This window comes from Streptomyces sp. SA15, assembly GCF_002291145.1.
In the GTDB taxonomy this organism is placed as follows: domain Bacteria; phylum Actinomycetota; class Actinomycetes; order Streptomycetales; family Streptomycetaceae; genus Streptomyces.
Genome location: NZ_NTGE01000068.1, coordinates 1 through 16,456 on the forward strand (window position 1 = coordinate 1; position 16,456 = coordinate 16,456).

Genomic DNA, 16,456 nt, shown 5'->3' on the forward strand with positions numbered 1-16,456 from the left:
AGCTGGTCGACGCCGCCACGGCACTACCGGCCAAGCCCTCGGACAAGTCCCCGACCGAGTCCCCGACCAAGTCCCCAGCGAAGTCCCCGGCGAAGACCGCAGCCAAGACCCCCGCACCCCGCGCCCGCCCCCCCCCCCCCCCCCCCCCCCCCCCCCCCCCGCCCCCCCCCCCCCCCCCCCCCCCTCCCCCGCCCCCGCGTCCCCCGCGGCGACCTCGGCCGCGGGGGTCGCGTACCGCTCCGCGAGCCGCCGCACCCGCCCCGCGGCCTCCTCCAGGCGCTCCTCGGCCAGCACACCGGAGCGCAGGGCGCCGAGCACGGTGTCCCGGCAGGACAGGGTGACCTCGAGATCCGGTACGGCGACGATGACCTGGTCCGCGCCCGCGGCGAGGGCGATACGCGCCCCGGCCGCCTCGCCGTAGCGGTCGGCGATCGCCTTCATCTCCAGGGCGTCGCTGACCAGGACGCCCTCGTAGCCGAGGTCGTGGCGGAGCAGGTCGCCCAGGATGCGGCGGCTGAGGGTGGCGGGGCGGTTGGGGTCCAGTTCGGGGAAGACGACGTGGGCGCTCATCAGCATCGGCACGCCCGCGGCGATCGCGGCCCGGAAGGGGGTGAGGTCGAGTTCGTCGTACGGCCGCGGGTCGAGGGCCATCTCGTGGTGGCTGTCGGTCACGGTGCCGCCGTGCCCGGGGAAGTGCTTGGCGCAGGAGGCGACGCCGCGCGCCTCGGTGGCGGCGATCCAGGCCCGTACGTGGCGGGAGACCAGCTCGGGATCGGTACCGAAGGAGCGGGTCCGCACGATCGGGTTGTCCGGGTGCCGCTGGACGTCGGCGACGGGGGCGTAGGAGGCGGTGATGCCGAGCGTGGCCAGGTGACCGGCGAGGGCGTCGGCGCAGCGGGCGGTCAGCGTGGGGTCGTCGGCGACGCCGAGGGCGTAGCAGCCGGGGACGTCCGGGGCGCCCGCGTCCACGAGGTGGCCGATGCCGCCGCCCTCGTTGTCGATGCCCACGAGCAGGTCGGGGCGCAGGGCCCGCAGTGTGTCGGTGAGCCGGCGCACCTGCTCGGCGTCCCGCACGTTGCGCGTGAAGAGGATGACCCCGCCGAGGCCGCGGTCGACGAGGCGTTTCAGGGTGTCCGGGACGGCCGTGGTGCCGTCGAATCCCGCGACCAGACAGCGGTGTGCGGCCTCGTCCAGATCGACGGGGAGAGCGGTGCTGACGGGCACGGACTCGATGTGGGTCATCTTCGGCATCTTCTGGCTCATTCAGCCAAAAGTCAACAGGTGTATGGATCACTGATTCAACATCGCGGGCGAGGTCGCCGTGTGCGGCACGCCGGCTCCAGGGACCGAGGCGCACCACGTCGCCGACCCGCCCGCGCGCCTTCGGCTTCCGGACACCGGGGCGTCATACGGGCCGGGAACGTTTTCACCGTCCCCATCTGTGCCCCTGCCTCGCCTCGATCCGTCACGCCCCGCATACCCGGCGGGGCGTGGACGCGGAAGGACGACGTGCGCCGTGTCCCTGCTCCCGCTCGACGATCACCCCGGGCCGCTCCCCGCCGGCTCCCCCGCCGCCCCTTCCCCGGCCCCGGCCTGCTCGGCCTCCGCCTGCCCCGACGCCTCCGCCTGCCCTGACGCCTCCCCCGCCCGCTCCTCCTCCACCTCGCGCCTCCTCCCCAGGCTGCTGAGTCTGCTGCCGCTGCTGCTGATCGCGGCGTGGGCGGCGTTCGACTGGCGCACCGTGTACGACGGTGCCGCCCGGCTCGCCGCCGCCGACCCCTGGTGGCTGCTCGCCGCGGTCTTCTTCACCTGCCTGGGCTGGGTGTGCGCGGCATGCGTCCGTCAGGGCGCGATTCCGGACCGGCTTCCGCCAGGGTTGCTGCTCGCCTCGCAATTCGCCGCCGGTGCCGCGAACCATGTGCTCCCGGCGAGCATCGGCGCCCACGCCGTCACCGTGCGCTTTCTGCAGGGCCGCGGGATACCCCTGTCGCGCGCCGCCGCCTCGCTCGCGCTGTACTCGCTGGTCAGGCCGATCGCGAAGACTGCGGTGTTCCTGGTCTTCCTGCTGGCCTTCCCCGACCTGGTACGGCTGGACGAACTGGTCCCGGACCGGCGGACCCTGCTCCTCGGCGCCTCAGCCCTGACGATCGGCCTCACCGCACCGCTGCTGCTCGTGGCGGCCGTACCACCGCTGCGCCGCCCGGCCCTCACCTTCGTACGGACCGCCCTGACGGACGCACGCCGACTGCACACCATGCCCGCCCGGGTTCTCGCCCTGTGGGGCGGGGCAGCCGCCACCCCGCTCCTCCAGGCAAGCGTGATCTTCTGCGTCGGGGCCTCGCTCGGCCTGCCCATGACCTGGGCCCAGGTGGTCTTCGCGTTCCTGGCCGCCAGCACCGCGGTCGGCGCCGTCCCCGCACCGGGCGGCATCGGTCCCGTGGACGCGGCGCTGGTCTTCACCATGGTCGCGTTCGGGGCGCCGCTGGGCCTGGCCACGGCGACGGTCATCGGCTACCGCGTCGTGACGGTGTGGCTGCCGCTGCTGCCGGGCGCGTTCGTGCTCTCGACGCTCGTGCACCGCAAGGTGCTCTGAATGCTCCCCTCCCTGAAGGGAGGGCGCTGGTCAGCGCTGCGGCCTTCGGCAGTCAATTCGGCAGTCGATAACGAATCTCGCGGCAGTCAATAACGAATCTCGCGGCAGTCAATAACGAATCTCGACCACTCGCCGCTCCGCGTCCAGCTCCGGCACCTGAGGCACACGCCCCGCGATCCCGAGCGCGATCCGGTGTGCCGACCAGGCCGCGGCAGCGGCATCGAGTACGTCGTCCACAGGAACGCGATCGGCCTCACCGAGCTCGTCCGGGAGGACGAGCCCGGCCTCGGCGAGCAGGGAGCGGCGAAGGTTCTGGCCGCGCCAGGTCTTCTTGGCGTGAGCAAGCGGCACTCCGCCGGCCAGGGCACGGAAGGACACCTCGGGGTGCACCTCGTGGATGCGTTCATCGGCAAGCCAGCACGCCCGAGCCTCAAGGAGCTTCGGCGCCAGCGCCCACGCCTGCCGGCTCAATCGCTGACCGGTGAGCTCCTGGCAGCGCTCCGCGGCCGCCGCATAGTCCGGCTCCCGCCACGCCGGCCTCGGCGCGATGAGGAAAACACTGCCGCGCCGCACCTCCAGGAGCGCCCGGGCGGCCAGATCCGCCGCGCGCCAGCCCTTCTCGACAAGGCCCAGCGGCATGTCCACGGCGATCGCCCGTACTCCGACGGCACGCTCGATCAGCGCGTCGAGCCGGACATCCACCAGGCTGCCCGCGTACACGCCGTCCGTGAGCCTGATCCCCGCCCACCCCTGCTTACAGGCGTCGACCCCCAGGACGTCCATCCTGGTCAGCCCTCGTCGGGGACCAGCCGCAGCGAGATCGAGTTGATGCAGTACCGCTGGTCCGTGGGGGTCAGGTAGCCCTCTCCCTCGAAGACGTGCCCGAGGTGCGACCCGCACCGCGCACACCGCACCTCGGTCCGCACCATCCCGTGCGACCGGTCCTCGATGAGCTGCACCGCGTCGGTGTCCTTCGGGTCGTAGAAGGACGGCCAGCCGCAGTGCGACTCGAACTTCGTGGTGGAGGTGAAGAGTTCGGCGCCGCAGGCGCGGCAGGAGTAGACGCCCTCGGTCTTGGTGTCGGTGTACTCACCGGTGAAGGCGGGTTCCGTCCCGGCCTGCCGCAGTACGGCGTACTCGGCCGGGGTCAGCTCCGCGCGCCACTGCTCGTCCGGCTTGTCGACGTCGTACGACATGAAGGCCAACCCCTTACTTCTGCGCGAGACGGTCCAGAATCTGCGGGCCCAGGTCCGTCACGTCGCCCGCGCCCATGGTGAGAACGAGATCACCGGCCTTCGCCATTCCCGCGACGACCTCCGGCACCTCGCCCTTGTCGTGGACCGGCGTCACCTCCGCGCCCGCGACTCGCGCCGCCTCGATGATCAGCTCGCTCGTCACGCCCGGGATCGGGTCCTCGCGGGCGGGGTAGATGTCGAGGACGACCGAGGCGTCCGCCAGGGCGAGGGCCTCACCCATCTCCTTGCCCAGCTCCTGCGTCCGGGAGAACAGATGGGGCTGGAAGACGACCAGGATGCGGGCGTCACCGGCCGCCGCGCGCATCGCCTCCAGGTCCGCCGTCATCTCCGTCGGGTGGTGGGCGTAGGAGTCGATGACCTGGACGCCGGCCGCTTCGCCCTTCAGCTGCAGGCGCCGCTTCACACCGGTGTACGCGGCGATGGCCCCGGCCAGCTCGGTGGCCGGAACGCCCAGCGCCACGCCCGCGGCCAGCGCGGCCACCGCGTTGTGCGCGTAGTGGCGGCCGGGGACGGAGACCGCGAAGGTGAGCTCCACGCCGTCCAGAACGACCGTGACCTCACTCTTCAGGCCCTGGGCCGTCACCGACAGGATCCGTACGTCCGCGTCCGCCGACTCCCCGTACGTCACCGTCTTCACCGACCCGGCCAGCCGCCGCGTCAGCTCCCGGGCGCCCTCGTGGTCCGCGGCGATCACCAGCGTGCCGCCGGGCACGATCCGGCCCGCGAACGTCTCGAAGGACTCATAGATCTCGTCCATGGACGCGTAGTTGGCGTGGTGGTCGAGCTCGACGTTGAGGACGATGGCGACCTCAGGGGCGTACTTGTGGAAGCTGCGGTCCGATTCGTCCGCCTCGGCGACGAAGATCTCGCCCTCGCCGTGCAGGGCGTTGGAGCCGGGTGCGTCCAGATCGCCGCCGATGGCGTACGACGGCCGCAGACCGAGCTCGCTCAGCGAGACCGCCAGCATCGAGGTGGTGGTGGTCTTGCCGTGCGTGCCGGCCACCGCGATCGGACGCAGACCGTCCATCAGGCGGGCGAGGGCGTCCGAACGGTGGATCACCGGGATCCCCAGCTCGGCCGCCCGCGCCAGTTCCGGATTGTCGGCCCGGATCGCCGAGGACACGACGACACAGGTGGCGTCGGACGCCAGGTGCTCCGCCGCGTGCCCGATGTGCACGGTCGCGCCCAGCGCCCGCAGCGCCTCGGCGGTCGCGGACTCCTTGGCATCACTGCCCGCCACCTTCGCCCCACGCTGCGCGAGAATCTTCGCGATCCCCGACATCCCGGCGCCGCCGATGCCGATGAAGTGCGGTCGGTCCATGGCGGTGGGAAGGCCGGGTGCCATGCGGGTCTCCTGGGTGGTACGGCGAACAGTCAGGTAACGCAAACCCTATGGCACACGCCATGGAGTACGGGTTACCCCTCACACCTTGCTGTGGGAGAACAACTTCAGCACCGGCACCCCCACCTTGTGGCGCGCCCGCGAAGCCCAGTCCCGGTGGAAGAACTCCTCCACGTAGTGGGGATCGGTCAGCACGATCACCTCGTCCGCGTCGACCTCGTCCACCAGCGACTTCAGCGCATCCAGCGGATGCTCCTCGATCAGCCGCCCCTCCGCCTCACTGCCGGCCGCGCGCAGGGCGGTGAGGGACACCTCCAGGGCCTGCTGGCCGACGCTCTTCGCCTCCTCTCCCTCCGGTGTCTCCAGCTCCCGCGCGGCCTCGTCGATCGCGCCGAGCGCTACGTCGTCGATGGCGCGCAGCAGCCGGTCCGCCTGCTCGCCGCGTGGCTGCAGCAGCACGTGGAAGGCGGCGCCCTCCTCCCCGTGCAAACCGGTGACGAACTCCACGTCGGCGGACGTGAGGGCCTTCTCGATCATCAATACGCTTGTGAACACCAGGCGCCCCATTCTCCTCCGTGGGCCGTGCCAGGCCCTGCGGAAACCATCCTGCCCCGCGATCGCACGGGTACTGCCGGAATCAGTGTGCCCGCCGAAAGCTAAACGGAACGGAAGATTCCATCCATGTCGGTCCACCCATGCCGGTCCACCGATGCCAGTCCACCCATGCCGGTCCACCCATTGCCGGTCCCCCCATGCAGGGACCGACCGCGTCGAGGGACCGACCGCCTCAGGACCGCCGGTACCGGCTGAAGAGGAACCCGTCCTCCTCCAGCAGCGACACCAGCGCGAACCGGTGCGGGACCCCGACCGAGGGCCCGCCCGCGATCCGCTGCGCGTCGCCGGCGGTGAGCATCGGGGACACGGTCAGACACAGCTCGTCGAGCACTTCGGCGGCGACCAACTGGCCGAGCAGTCGCGGGCCGCCCTCCGTCAGCAGCCGCGTATGCCCGAGCTCGGCGAGGGCCCGTACGGCGCGGGCGGGCTCCACGCCGACGCCGTCCCCGGCGACCACGACCTGCGCGCCCGCCTTCTCGGCCGCCGCGATCCGGTCCGGGGCGGCCGCGGCGCCGGTGAGGACCAGGGTGGGTGCGAGCGGTGAGGTGAACAGCGGGAGGGTGAAGTCCAGGTTCAGGCTCGCGGTGACCACGGCGATCGCGGGCGCGGGCCCCTGCCCCGCCGCCGCCCGCATGCCGGCGAACTCCGCCCGCGCGCGTGCGGGGCGGTACCCCTCCTGACGTACCGTTTCGGCACCGACCACCACCACGTCCGCGAGGGCCCGCAGGATGCCGAAGATCCGCATATCGGTGGCGCTGGAGATGGGCTTGGAGTGGCCGTCGTGCTGGGCGGCCCCGTCGAGCGTGGAGACCATGTTGGCCCGCAGCCAGGCCACCGGCCCACCGGAACCGACCTCGGGCCCGAGCTCGGGATAGGCATAGGCCCCGGCCAGCTCGGCGAGGCTCCACTCGGCCTCCCCCCGGCTCCGGGCCACTGTTTCGTCGGTCACAGGGAACAGGCGTCGCATGTCGTGCAGTGTGGCACGACCCTTAGCATGGACAACTGTGCCTACCTCCCCCGCCGCCTCCGGATTCGGTCCCATAGCCGACACCGCCCCGCCGTCCCTGTGCGCCCGTGAGCCGCACGTCCCCGCGGACCGGCTGGTCGCCGAGATGGTGCCGCCGCCGCGGTTCGACTCGGTGCGCTTCGGCACGTACCTCCCGGACCCGAACCAGCCCAGCCAGACCGAGGCCGTGCGGGTTCTCGAGGGCTTCGCGGCCGGGCTGGGCGGGGCGCACGCCTCCGGGGCCGGTAGGGCCAAGCGCGGTTTCCTGGGGTTCGGGAAGGCCAAGGCACCGAAGACCCCGGCCGCCCCCCGCGGCGTCTACCTCGACGGCGGCTACGGCGTCGGCAAGACCCACCTGCTGGCCTCCCTCTGGCACGCCACCCCGGCCGAGCCGGCGCTCAAGGCGTTCGGCACGTTCGTGGAGCTGACCAACCTGGTCGGCGCCCTCGGCTTCCAGAAGACGGTGCAGACCCTTTCCGGCCACCGTCTGCTCTGCATCGACGAGTTCGAACTGGACGACCCCGGCGACACCGTCCTCGTCTCCACCCTGCTCGGCAAGCTGGTCGACGCGGGCGTCGCCCTCGCCGCCACCTCCAACACCCTGCCGGGCAAGCTGGGCGAGGGCCGCTTCGCGTCGGCCGACTTCCTGCGCGAGATCCAGGGCCTGTCCGCGCACTTCCGCGCCCTGCGCATCGACGGCGAGGACTACCGCCACCGCGGCCTGCCCGAGGCCCCGGCGCCGTACACCGACGAGCAGGTCACCAAGGCCGCGTACGCCACCGCGGGCGCCTCGCTCGACACCTTCCCGGACCTGCTGGAGCACCTCGCCCGCGTCCACCCCAGCCGGTACGGCGCGCTGACCGACGACCTCAAGGCGGTCTGCCTCACCGACGTCCGGCCGATCCAGGACCAGTCGACGGCCCTCAGGCTCGTCGTCCTCGCGGACCGGCTCTACGACCGTGAGGTTCCGGTTCTCGCCTCGGGGCTGCCCTTCGACCGTCTGTTCAGCGAGGAGATGCTGAACGGCGGCTACCGCAAGAAGTACTTCCGGGCGATCTCCCGACTCACCGCCCTGGCCCGCGACGCCAAGGGACTCGTCGAGGCCGCCTAATCGGCCAACCCTTCCAGGTCAAGGGCCAGTTCCCGCCAGCCACCCGGCTCCCTTCAGCCTCTCTTCAGGTCGAAACGTTAAGTTAACCCTGCAAACAACTTTGCCGGGCTAAGGTGTTTCTTGACCAGTCATTGACCAACCGTTGGTCCGAAGTAGAGGTATGAACTGCCGGAAGGGGGGCGCATGTTCCGAGGTACGACGGTATGGACTGTGGTAGCGATCCTCTCCGCCGTCCTGCTCGCCCTCCCCTTCTTCGCACCTACCGAGCACTTCGCATCCGCGCACACGGTGCGTCAAATCGAGGCCAAAGCTCAGCCCGGAATGAAGCTCTCCGGCAAGGCGGTCCGCGACGAGGCGGCCACGTTCCGGCACTGCGACCCGGCAGAGGACCCGACCGGTCCCCTGCGCCCCCGCGACCGGCACCGTGGCATCGACTTCGCTCCTGAAGCACCCGATCGCCCGCTGCCGGCGCAGGACCGCACGGATGCGGACAGACGCCTCGCGCGCGTCTCGCTCACCACGTCGAGACCCTCGACGGGCCACTCTCCGGCCGCTCTGCAGGTCTTTCGCTGCTGACAGCACAGCTGCTGACAGCACAGCAGTCCCGCACCCTGTCATGTAAGCCCGACGCGCCCCCCATTGGCGCACCGGGTAAGCCCGACGCGCCATCGCGGCGCGCCAGGAGGAGTCACCACATATGCAGCCCCTCATCGACAACGCCCGCACGTTCGGACAGCGCCCTGAGGAGTTCGCCAAGCTGGCCGAAGGCCAGTCCCCGCAGGTCCTGTTCATCACCTGCTCCGATTCCAGGGTCGTCCCGGCCCTGATCACAGGCGCCCGCCCCGGCGAGCTCTTCGAGCTGCGCACCGCGGGCAACATCGTCCCCCCGTACGCCTCCGAGCACCCCACCAGCGAGGCGGCCACCATCGAGTACGCAGTGGAGGTGCTGGGCGTCAAGGACATCGTGGTCTGCGGCCACTCGCACTGCGGTGCCGTGGGCGCTCTGGTCCGCGGCGACGACCTGACCGCCGTACCGGCCGTGCGCGACTGGCTCACACACGCCACCCCGCGCCCGGCGGGCGCGGTCGAGGACCCGTGCGTGGCCGAGGGAGTGCAGAGCCACGTCCTGGCGCAGGTACTGCGGCTGCGGTCCTACCCGTTCATCGACAAGAAGCTGGCGAGTGGTCAACTGACCTTGCACGCCTGGTACTACGAGGTGCACACGGGGTCAGTGCTGACCCACGACGTGTCCTCCGACACCTTCCGGGCACTGTGAGGACCGCCGTGGAGAATCGAACTGCAAGCACCAGGTTCCCTCATCTGCGGCAGGACTTCGCCGCATCCCTCGTCGTCTTCCTCGTCGCGCTGCCGTTGTGCGTCGGCGTGGCCGTCGCCTCCGGGGTACCGGCCGAACTCGGCCTGGTCACCGGCATCGTCGGCGGCATCATCACGGGATTCATGCGGGGCAGCAGCCTCCAGGTCTCGGGGCCGGCCGCGGGTCTGACCGTGCTCGTCTTCGAGGCGGTCAACGAGTTCGGGCTCCCCGCGCTCGGTGTGATCGTGCTGGCCGCCGGGCTGCTCCAGCTCGTCATGGGCGCCCTGAAGCTGGGGCGCTATTTCCGGGCGATATCCGTCTCGGTCGTCGAGGGCATGCTGGCCGGTATCGGACTCGTGATCATCGCGGGCCAGCTGTACGCGGCTGCCGGTCTGGAGGCACCCACCTCCGGCATCGACAAGATCATCGGGCTGCCCGGTGCCGCCGCCGACGTGCTCGGCAGCAGCGAGGCGCTGGCCTCGCTCGCGATCGGCGCGGGCACGATCGCGGTGCTCGTGCTGTGGAAGCGGCTGCCGAAGAAGGCGCAGCTGGTGCCGGGCGCGCTCGCCGCTGTGGTCCTGGCGACCGTGGTCACGCAGGTGTTCAGCCTGCCGATCGGCACCGTCGAGGTGAACGGCCTGCTGGGCTCCATCCAGCCGCCGGGCATGGACGCCTTCGGCGAGCTGGCCAACCCGGCCATCTTCGGCACGATCCTGGCCTTCACGCTGATCGCCTCCGCCGAGAGCCTGTTCAGCGCCGCCGCCGTGGACCGGCTGCACGACGGTCCGCGCACCGAGTACGACAAGGAGCTGATGGCCCAGGGCGTGGGCAACGCGGTGAGCGGCGCGCTCGGCGCGCTGCCGATGACCGCGGTCATCGTGCGCAGCTCCGCCAACGTCCAGGCGGGCGCCAAGACCAAGGCCTCCCGCGTCCTGCACGGCGTGTGGCTGCTGCTGTTCGCGGCACTGCTGCCGTCGACGCTGGCGCTGATCCCGCTGCCCGCGCTCGCCGGCATCCTGGTCCACGCGGGCTGGAAGCTGATCCCCTTCCGCGAGGTCGTGGCGCTGTGGCGGGAGCACCGCGGTGAGGCTCTGATCCTGGTGGTCACGGCCGTGTCCATCGTCGCGGTGAACATGTTCGAGGGCGTGCTGATCGGTCTGGCCCTGTCCGTGGTCAAGACCGCCTGGGAGGCCTCGCACCTGAAGCTGGAGGTCATAGACAAGGGCGCCGGCCCCATCCAGGCGTACCTGTCGGGCAACGCGACCTTCCTCAGGCTGCCGAAGATCCTCGACAGCCTGGAGGCACTTCCGCAGGACCGCCCGGTCGAGCTGGACCTGTCCGGGCTGCACCACCTCGATCACGCCTGCCGTACGGCCCTGGAGAACTGGGCCGAGCGGCACAGTTCGGTCGGCACGGAACCGGTGCGGGTCACCTCACCGGAACCGGTGTAGTCACCGCGTCGTAGGCGCGTCGGTGCCCGGTCCGGGGCCTGTCATGGCCCCGGACCGGGCACCAGGCATATCGTTGCAGGACAGGCATATCGTTGCAGGAACAGACAGACGGACCTCTGGACGAGGAGGTCGGGATGCTCGCAGAGCTGTTGGGAGCGGCCGCGGCGGTCGGTTCCGTGGGAGTCGTCTACGTCGCCGCGGCGGCGCGGGTCGTCAAGCAGTACGAGCGCGGAGTGGTCCTCCGGCTCGGGCGGCTGGTGGGAGACGTACGGGCGCCCGGATTCACGTTGATCATCCCGTTCGTGGACCGGCTGCACAAAGTCAACATGCAGATCGTCACGATGCCGGTGCCGGCCCAGGAGGGCATCACCCGTGACAACGTGACCGTGCGCGTGGACGCGGTCGTGTACTTCAAGGTGGTCGACGCGGCGAACGCGCTCATCAGGGTCGAGGACTACAAGTACGCGGTCTCGCAGATGGCGCAGACCTCCCTGCGCTCGATCATCGGCAAGAGCGACCTGGACGACCTGCTCTCCAACCGGGAGAAGCTCAACCAGGGCCTGGAGCTGATGATCGACAGCCCGGCCGTCGGCTGGGGCGTCCAGGTCGACCGGGTCGAGATCAAGGACGTGTCCCTGCCGGAGACGATGAAGCGCTCCATGGCCCGTCAGGCCGAGGCCGACCGCGAGCGGCGGGCCCGGATCATCAACGCCGACGCCGAACTCCAGGCCTCCAAGAAGCTGGCCGAGGCCGCCCAGCAGATGGCGGACACGCCCTCCGCGCTCCAGTTGCGGCTGTTGCAGACGGTGGTGGCGGTCGCCGCCGAGAAGAACTCGACGCTCGTGCTGCCGTTCCCGGTGGAGTTGCTGCGGTTCCTGGAGAGGGCACATCAGGAACAGCCCCAGCAGTCGCCCCAGCGGCCGATCGAGAAGCCGGTCGAGAAGCCGGTCGAGAAGCCGGTCGAGAAGCCGGTCGAGAAGCCGGTCGGGAAGTCGATCGGGAGCTGAGGCGTTCTACGCGCGTGGTTCCCGCGGCGCTCGGCAGATGGTAGACACGGCGGGGTCACAGCTCCTGTCCGCCAGCAGGAAGGTTGTTGCCCATGCCCGAAACCGTGTCCCCGACAACCGCGCCCACGACAACCGCGTCCACGACACGCCGTCAGGTACTCGCCGGCGCCGGCGCGCTGGGCGTCTCGATCACCTTCGCCGGAAGCCTCTCCGACCTCTTCGCGGGCACCGCCGCCGCACAGAACCTCGGCCACACCGGATACGGCCCTCTGGTCCCCGACCCGAAGGGCCTAACACCGACGTCCAGCTCCCCGCGAGTCCCCGGACAACATCTGCCTCGCCCCCAGCGGCGGCCTCATGGTCTGCGAGGACGGCAACGGCGCCCAGCATGTCTACGGCGTCACCCGGCGCGGCGAGGTGTACGCGATGGCGCGCGGCCGCCAGAACATTGGTACCCCGCAGGAGCCGGAGTGGGGCGAGTTCGCCGGCGTCACCTTCTCCCCGGACGGCCGGACGATGTACGTGAACTGCTACACGCCCGGGACGACGTTCGCGGTGACGGGGCCGTGGCGTAGGTAGCGGCGCAGGACGGGAAGGGGTGCCCCATGGCCAAGAAGGGCTCCAAGCCCAAGCACCGCGGCGACCTCGATCTCCGCGAGCTGCTGCGCGTGCCCGGCGGCGAACCCGTCGACCTGGCCGCGTACGACGCCCGGGGCACCCCCGGCGGCCCGAAGGGCAAGGCGGCGGGCAAGGCGGCCACCGCCGAACTCGGCAAGCCCCTCGCCGAGCTCCAGGAACGCCTGTGGGCGGCGAGCACGGCCGGTGACCGGCGCCGGGTCCTGCTGGTGCTGCAGGGCATGGACACCAGCGGCAAGGGCGGCACGGTCAAGCACGTCATCGGCCTGTTCAACCCGTCGGGCTGCCGCATCCACGCGTTCAAGGCACCCACGCCCGAAGAGCGCCGGCACTCCTTCCTCTGGCGCATCGAGAAGGCGCTTCCGCACCCCGGCGAGCTGGGCATCTTCGACCGCTCGCACTATGAGGACGTGCTCATCGCCCGCGTCCGCGAGCTCGTCCCGCGCGCCGAGATCGAGCGCCGCTACGACGAGATCAACCGCTTCGAGAAGTCCCTGACCGACGACGGCGTGACCGTGATCAAGTGCTTCCTGCACATCTCCTACGACCAGCAGCGCCGCCGCCTGCTCAAGCGCCTCGACCGCCCCGACAAGCACTGGAAGTTCGACCCGTCCGACATCGACGACCGCGTGCTGTGGCCCGCGTACCAGGAGGCGTACGAGATCGTCCTGGAGCGCTGCTCGCTGCCGTACGCCCCCTGGTACCTGGTCCCGGCGGATCGCAAGTGGTACCGGAACTGGGCGGTGAGCCGGCTGCTCCTGGAGCACCTGCGGGAACTGGACCCGCGCTACCCGAAGGCGGACTTCGACGTGGCCGAGTGCCGTCGGCGGCTGCTCGCGCGGTGAACCGGCCCGGTCGGGGTACCCGGCCCGCATGACAGAGCACCCGCACGTCAGCGGCTCGTACTGGCTCCAGACCGCGCCCGGCCCGCAGCGGCCCGTGCTGGAGGGCGACCTCCGTGTCGACGTGGCCGTGATCGGCGCCGGTGTCGCCGGGCTGAGCACGGCGTGGGAGCTGGCACGGGCCGGGCGCGAGGTGGCGGTGCTGGAGGCCGACCGGGTCGCGGCCGGCGTCACCGGGCACACCACCGCCAAGGTCACCGTGCTGCACACCCTGATCTACGACAAGCTGCGGCGCACCCGGGGCCCCGAGGGGGCGCGGCTGTACGCCCGGTCCCAGACGGAGGCGATCGAGCGGGCCGCCGGCATCGTGGCCGAGCTGGGCGTCGACTGCGACTGGGAGGAGCGGAGCGCCTACACGTACGCCCGCGACGCAGGCCGTGCGGAGGAGGTGCGGGCCGAGGCGGAGGCGGCGCGGGAGGCGGGGCTGCCGGCGTCGTTCGTGACGGAGACCGGGCTGCCGTTCCCGGTGGCGGGCGCGGTGCGGGTCACCGGACAGGCGCAGTTCCATCCGCGCAAGTACCTGCTGGCCCTCGCCGACGACCTGCTCGCACACGGCGGTCACATCCACGAGCAGACCACGGTCATCCGTCTGGAGGAGGGCGAGCCGTGCCGGCTGACGACCGACACGGGGGCGACGGTGACCGCGGGGGACGTCGTGGTCGCCACTCACTACCCGGTCTTCGACCGCGCCCTGCTGTTCACCCGCCTCTCCCCGCGCCGCGAGCTGGTGGTCGCCGGGACGATCGGCGCCGACCGGGACCCGGGCGGCATGTACATCACGCCGGACGAGGGCACGCGCTCGGTCCGCACGGCGCCGCACGGCGAGCGGCGGCTGCTGATCGTCACCGGGGAGCACTTCACGCCCGGCACCGGCGACACCCGCTCCCGCTTCCAGCACCTGGCCGACTGGGCCGGCGAGCACTTCCCCGACGTCACGCTCACCCACGCCTGGGCCACGCAGGACAACGACCCGACCGACACCGTGCCGCTGGTCGGCCCGCTGCACCCGGGCGCGCACCACGCGTACGTCGCCACCGGCTTCGGCGGCTGGGGCATGAGCGGCGGGATGATGGCGGGCCGGCTGCTCACCGCGCTGATCACCGGCGAGGAGTGCGCGTGGAGCGAGCTGTACGACCCACGCCGGCTGCGTTCGACCGTGCGCGAGGCCCCGTCGTTCCTCAAGCACCAGGCGCAGGTCGCCCGCCACTTCGTCGGCGACCGGCTGCGGCCCCCGCCGCCGGTCGAGTCCCTGCCTCGGGGCGAGGGCGCGGTCGTGCGCACCGGCGGCGGCCGGCTCGCGGTGTACCGGGACGAGGGCGGCCACCTGCACGCCCTGTCCCCGCGCTGCACCCACATGGGCTGCATCGTCGCCTTCAACGCCGCCGAACGCGCCTGGGAGTGCCCCTGCCACGGCTCCCGCTTCGACACGGACGGCAAGGTGGTGCAGGGGCCGGCGACGCGGGCGTTGGAGCAGCGGGAGATCTGAGCGGGTGATGCTCCGGCGGCGCTGAACGTACATATGAGACACATCGCCATACATTAGTATGATGATCACTCTTGTACGATGTGTCACCGCGGCCTGCGCCCTGAGCGCCGCCCTCGCCTCACTCGCCGCCTGCGGCACCGCCCAGCCCTCCAGGCCCGCCCGCCCGGCTCCTTCCGCGCCCGCCACGGCACCGTCCCGGCCACCGACCCTCGCACCCGGCCCCGCGGGCCTGACCCCCGTCTTCGAGAACGGCCCCCGGACCCACGGCAGGACCGTCGCGCTCACCTTCGACGCCGACATGACCGCCGGCCAGGGTCCGCGGGCGGCGGCGGGCGAGCGGTTCGACAATCCGCGGCTGATCGCGACGCTGCGGGCGCTGAAGGTGCCGGCCACGGTGTTCATGACGGGACGGTGGGCCGAGCAGTACCCGGTGCAGGCCCGGTCCATCGGGCAGGACCCGCTCTTCGAGGTCGCGAACCACTCGTACAGCCACTACGCCTTCACCGACGACTGCTACGGGCTGCCGACCGTCTCCGAGGGCCGGATGCGCGCGGACGTGGAGCGGGCGTACGCCGCGTTCCGGAAGGCCGGGGTGCCGGAGCCGATGCCGTACTTCCGCTTCCCCGGCGGGTGCTACGACCGGCGGGCCCTGAAGGCGCTGACCCCGACCGGCGTCACCGCCGTGCAGTGGGACGTGGTGAGCGGGGACGCCTTCGCGACGGATGCCGACGCGGTGGCCCGGCAGGTTCTGGAGGGGGTGCGGCCGGGGTCGGTCGTCGTCATGCACTGCACGCGCAGTGCCGCCCCGACGACCGAGCGGGCGGTACGGACGATCGTGCCCGAGCTGCGCCGGCAGGGCTACCGGTTCGTGAAGGTGTCCGAGCTGATCGGGGCTGCGGCCGTCCGGCGGTGAGTGGCAGGGGGCGCGGCGGACGGCCTGCTCCGGATGAGGCGCGCCCAGGTTGGCAGACTGGACGCGTGAACCTTGATCCGACGCCTGTGAATGACAGCCCCTTCCGGTCCGAGCGGAGCACACGCGACCACGCGCCGCAGTTCGTGCTGCCCCTGGTCGTCCGTATCGAACGAGCGGCACCGCCCGCCCGTACCGACGCCCTGGAGACCGCTGCCCGCGCGGTACTCGTCATGCTCAGTGACGAGCGGTCTCTCGGTGACGGCGAGTGGGCTCAGGCCGTGCGGGACTGGCAGGACGCGCGGATCCGGAAGGTCGTACGGCGAGCCCGCGGAGCGGAGTGGCGGCGGGCCGAGGCGTTGCCCGGGATCACGGTCACCGGCGAGTCGGCTCAGGTACGGGTCTTCCCTCCCGTACCGCTGGACGGCTGGCCCAAGGACCTGGCCCGGCTCCAGGTCTCCGGTACCGACCTCGACGACCCTGAGCCGCCGGTGGACGCGGACGGATCGGTGCCGGTGCTCTGGCTGAACCCGGGCCTGGAGATGTCGGCCGGCAAGTCGATGGCGCAGGCCGGACACGGTGCCCACCTCGCCTGGTGGGAGCTGTCGGACGTGGAGCGGGTCGCCTGGCGCGAGGCGGGGTTCCCGCTCGCCGTGCGCCCCGCGGCCGAGGGCCGTTGGCACGAACTCACCACGAGCGGGCTGCCGTTGGTGCGGGACGCGGGGTTCACGGAGATCGCACCCGGGACGACGGTCGCGGTCGAGGGATACGACCGCGTCGGCGCCTTGCCGGCCGACGCGCGTCGGCCGATCACCTTGCGCTGAGG

Annotated in this window: 16 protein-coding genes and 1 pseudogene; 11 read left to right on the top strand and 6 right to left on the bottom strand. The window is 71.6% G+C overall.

Going from position 1 to position 16,456, the window contains the following annotated elements; genetic code table 11:
* Positions 1-1,242, bottom strand: a 1,242-nt coding sequence (locus CLM62_RS11415; protein WP_257003806.1) for a glycoside hydrolase family 3 N-terminal domain-containing protein, incomplete at its 3' end; no start/stop codon positions are given.
* Positions 1,243-1,516: 274 nt separating this feature from the next.
* Here CLM62_RS11415 and CLM62_RS11420 point away from each other — a divergent pair.
* Positions 1,517-2,593, top strand: coding sequence for a lysylphosphatidylglycerol synthase transmembrane domain-containing protein (locus CLM62_RS11420; RefSeq protein ID WP_107483777.1), 1,077 nt, complete (start codon positions 1,517-1,519; stop codon positions 2,591-2,593).
* Between the two features lie 108 nt (positions 2,594-2,701).
* On the opposite strand, the gene CLM62_RS11425 is transcribed toward CLM62_RS11420, so the two are convergent.
* From CLM62_RS11425 to CLM62_RS11445, 5 genes are all read right to left on the bottom strand, one after another.
* Entirely contained in the window at positions 2,702-3,376 is a 675-nt protein-coding gene (locus CLM62_RS11425; protein WP_095749714.1) for a DUF429 domain-containing protein, read from the bottom strand.
* Positions 3,377-3,381: 5 nt separating this feature from the next.
* Positions 3,382-3,789, bottom strand: a complete 408-nt coding sequence (msrB, locus tag CLM62_RS11430) for a peptide-methionine (R)-S-oxide reductase MsrB (protein WP_095749715.1) — start codon at positions 3,787-3,789, stop codon at positions 3,382-3,384.
* Between the two features lie 13 nt (positions 3,790-3,802).
* Entirely contained in the window at positions 3,803-5,194 is a 1,392-nt protein-coding gene (gene murC, locus CLM62_RS11435; protein WP_095749716.1) for a UDP-N-acetylmuramate--L-alanine ligase, read from the bottom strand.
* A 78-nt stretch (positions 5,195-5,272) separates the two neighbouring features.
* Positions 5,273-5,746, bottom strand: coding sequence for an indole-3-glycerol phosphate synthase (locus CLM62_RS11440; protein WP_179382049.1), 474 nt, complete (start codon positions 5,744-5,746; stop codon positions 5,273-5,275).
* A 232-nt stretch (positions 5,747-5,978) separates the two neighbouring features.
* Entirely contained in the window at positions 5,979-6,773 is a 795-nt protein-coding gene (locus tag CLM62_RS11445) for a pyrimidine reductase family protein (RefSeq protein WP_257003803.1), read from the bottom strand.
* Between CLM62_RS11445 and zapE the strand changes: the two genes are divergently transcribed.
* The 10 genes and pseudogenes from zapE (at position 6,772) to CLM62_RS11495 (ending at position 16,454) form a co-directional block, all read left to right on the top strand.
* On the top strand, positions 6,772-7,923 hold the full coding sequence (gene zapE, locus CLM62_RS11450; protein ID WP_095749718.1) for a cell division protein ZapE: 1,152 nt from the start codon (positions 6,772-6,774) through the stop codon (positions 7,921-7,923). The genes CLM62_RS11445 and zapE overlap by 2 nt on opposite strands.
* Positions 7,924-8,106: 183 nt before the next feature.
* On the top strand, positions 8,107-8,499 hold the full coding sequence (locus CLM62_RS11455) for a hypothetical protein (protein WP_095749719.1): 393 nt from the start codon (positions 8,107-8,109) through the stop codon (positions 8,497-8,499).
* 121 nt (positions 8,500-8,620) lie between these two features.
* Positions 8,621-9,199, top strand: coding sequence for a carbonic anhydrase (locus tag CLM62_RS11460; RefSeq protein WP_095749720.1), 579 nt, complete (start codon positions 8,621-8,623; stop codon positions 9,197-9,199).
* An 8-nt stretch (positions 9,200-9,207) separates the two neighbouring features.
* The gene (locus tag CLM62_RS11465) at positions 9,208-10,689 is read left to right on the top strand and encodes a SulP family inorganic anion transporter (RefSeq protein WP_257003804.1); all 1,482 of its coding nucleotides are present in this window, start codon (positions 9,208-9,210) and stop codon (positions 10,687-10,689) included.
* A gap of 134 nt (positions 10,690-10,823) precedes the next feature.
* Positions 10,824-11,696 (top strand): slipin family protein, encoded by an 873-nt coding sequence (locus CLM62_RS11470; protein WP_095749722.1) that lies wholly within the window; start codon positions 10,824-10,826, stop codon positions 11,694-11,696.
* Positions 11,697-11,982: 286 nt separating this feature from the next.
* Positions 11,983-12,275: pseudogene (locus tag CLM62_RS11475) on the top strand (alkaline phosphatase PhoX); the annotation flags it as partial.
* 26 nt (positions 12,276-12,301) lie between these two features.
* Complete coding sequence (locus CLM62_RS11480) at positions 12,302-13,177, top strand: PPK2 family polyphosphate kinase (RefSeq protein ID WP_095749723.1); 876 nt, start codon at positions 12,302-12,304, stop codon at positions 13,175-13,177.
* A 28-nt stretch (positions 13,178-13,205) separates the two neighbouring features.
* Entirely contained in the window at positions 13,206-14,720 is a 1,515-nt protein-coding gene (locus tag CLM62_RS11485; protein ID WP_095749724.1) for an FAD-dependent oxidoreductase, read from the top strand.
* Positions 14,721-14,781: 61 nt separating this feature from the next.
* Positions 14,782-15,633 carry a polysaccharide deacetylase family protein gene (locus CLM62_RS11490; RefSeq protein WP_095749759.1) on the top strand — a complete coding sequence of 284 codons (852 nt, stop codon included), beginning with the start codon at positions 14,782-14,784 and terminating at the stop codon, positions 15,631-15,633.
* Between the two features lie 65 nt (positions 15,634-15,698).
* A complete protein-coding gene (locus tag CLM62_RS11495; RefSeq protein ID WP_095749725.1) occupies positions 15,699-16,454 on the top strand; it encodes a peptidyl-tRNA hydrolase in 756 nt (251 codons plus the stop codon).
* The last annotated feature ends 2 nt before the right edge of the window (positions 16,455-16,456 follow it).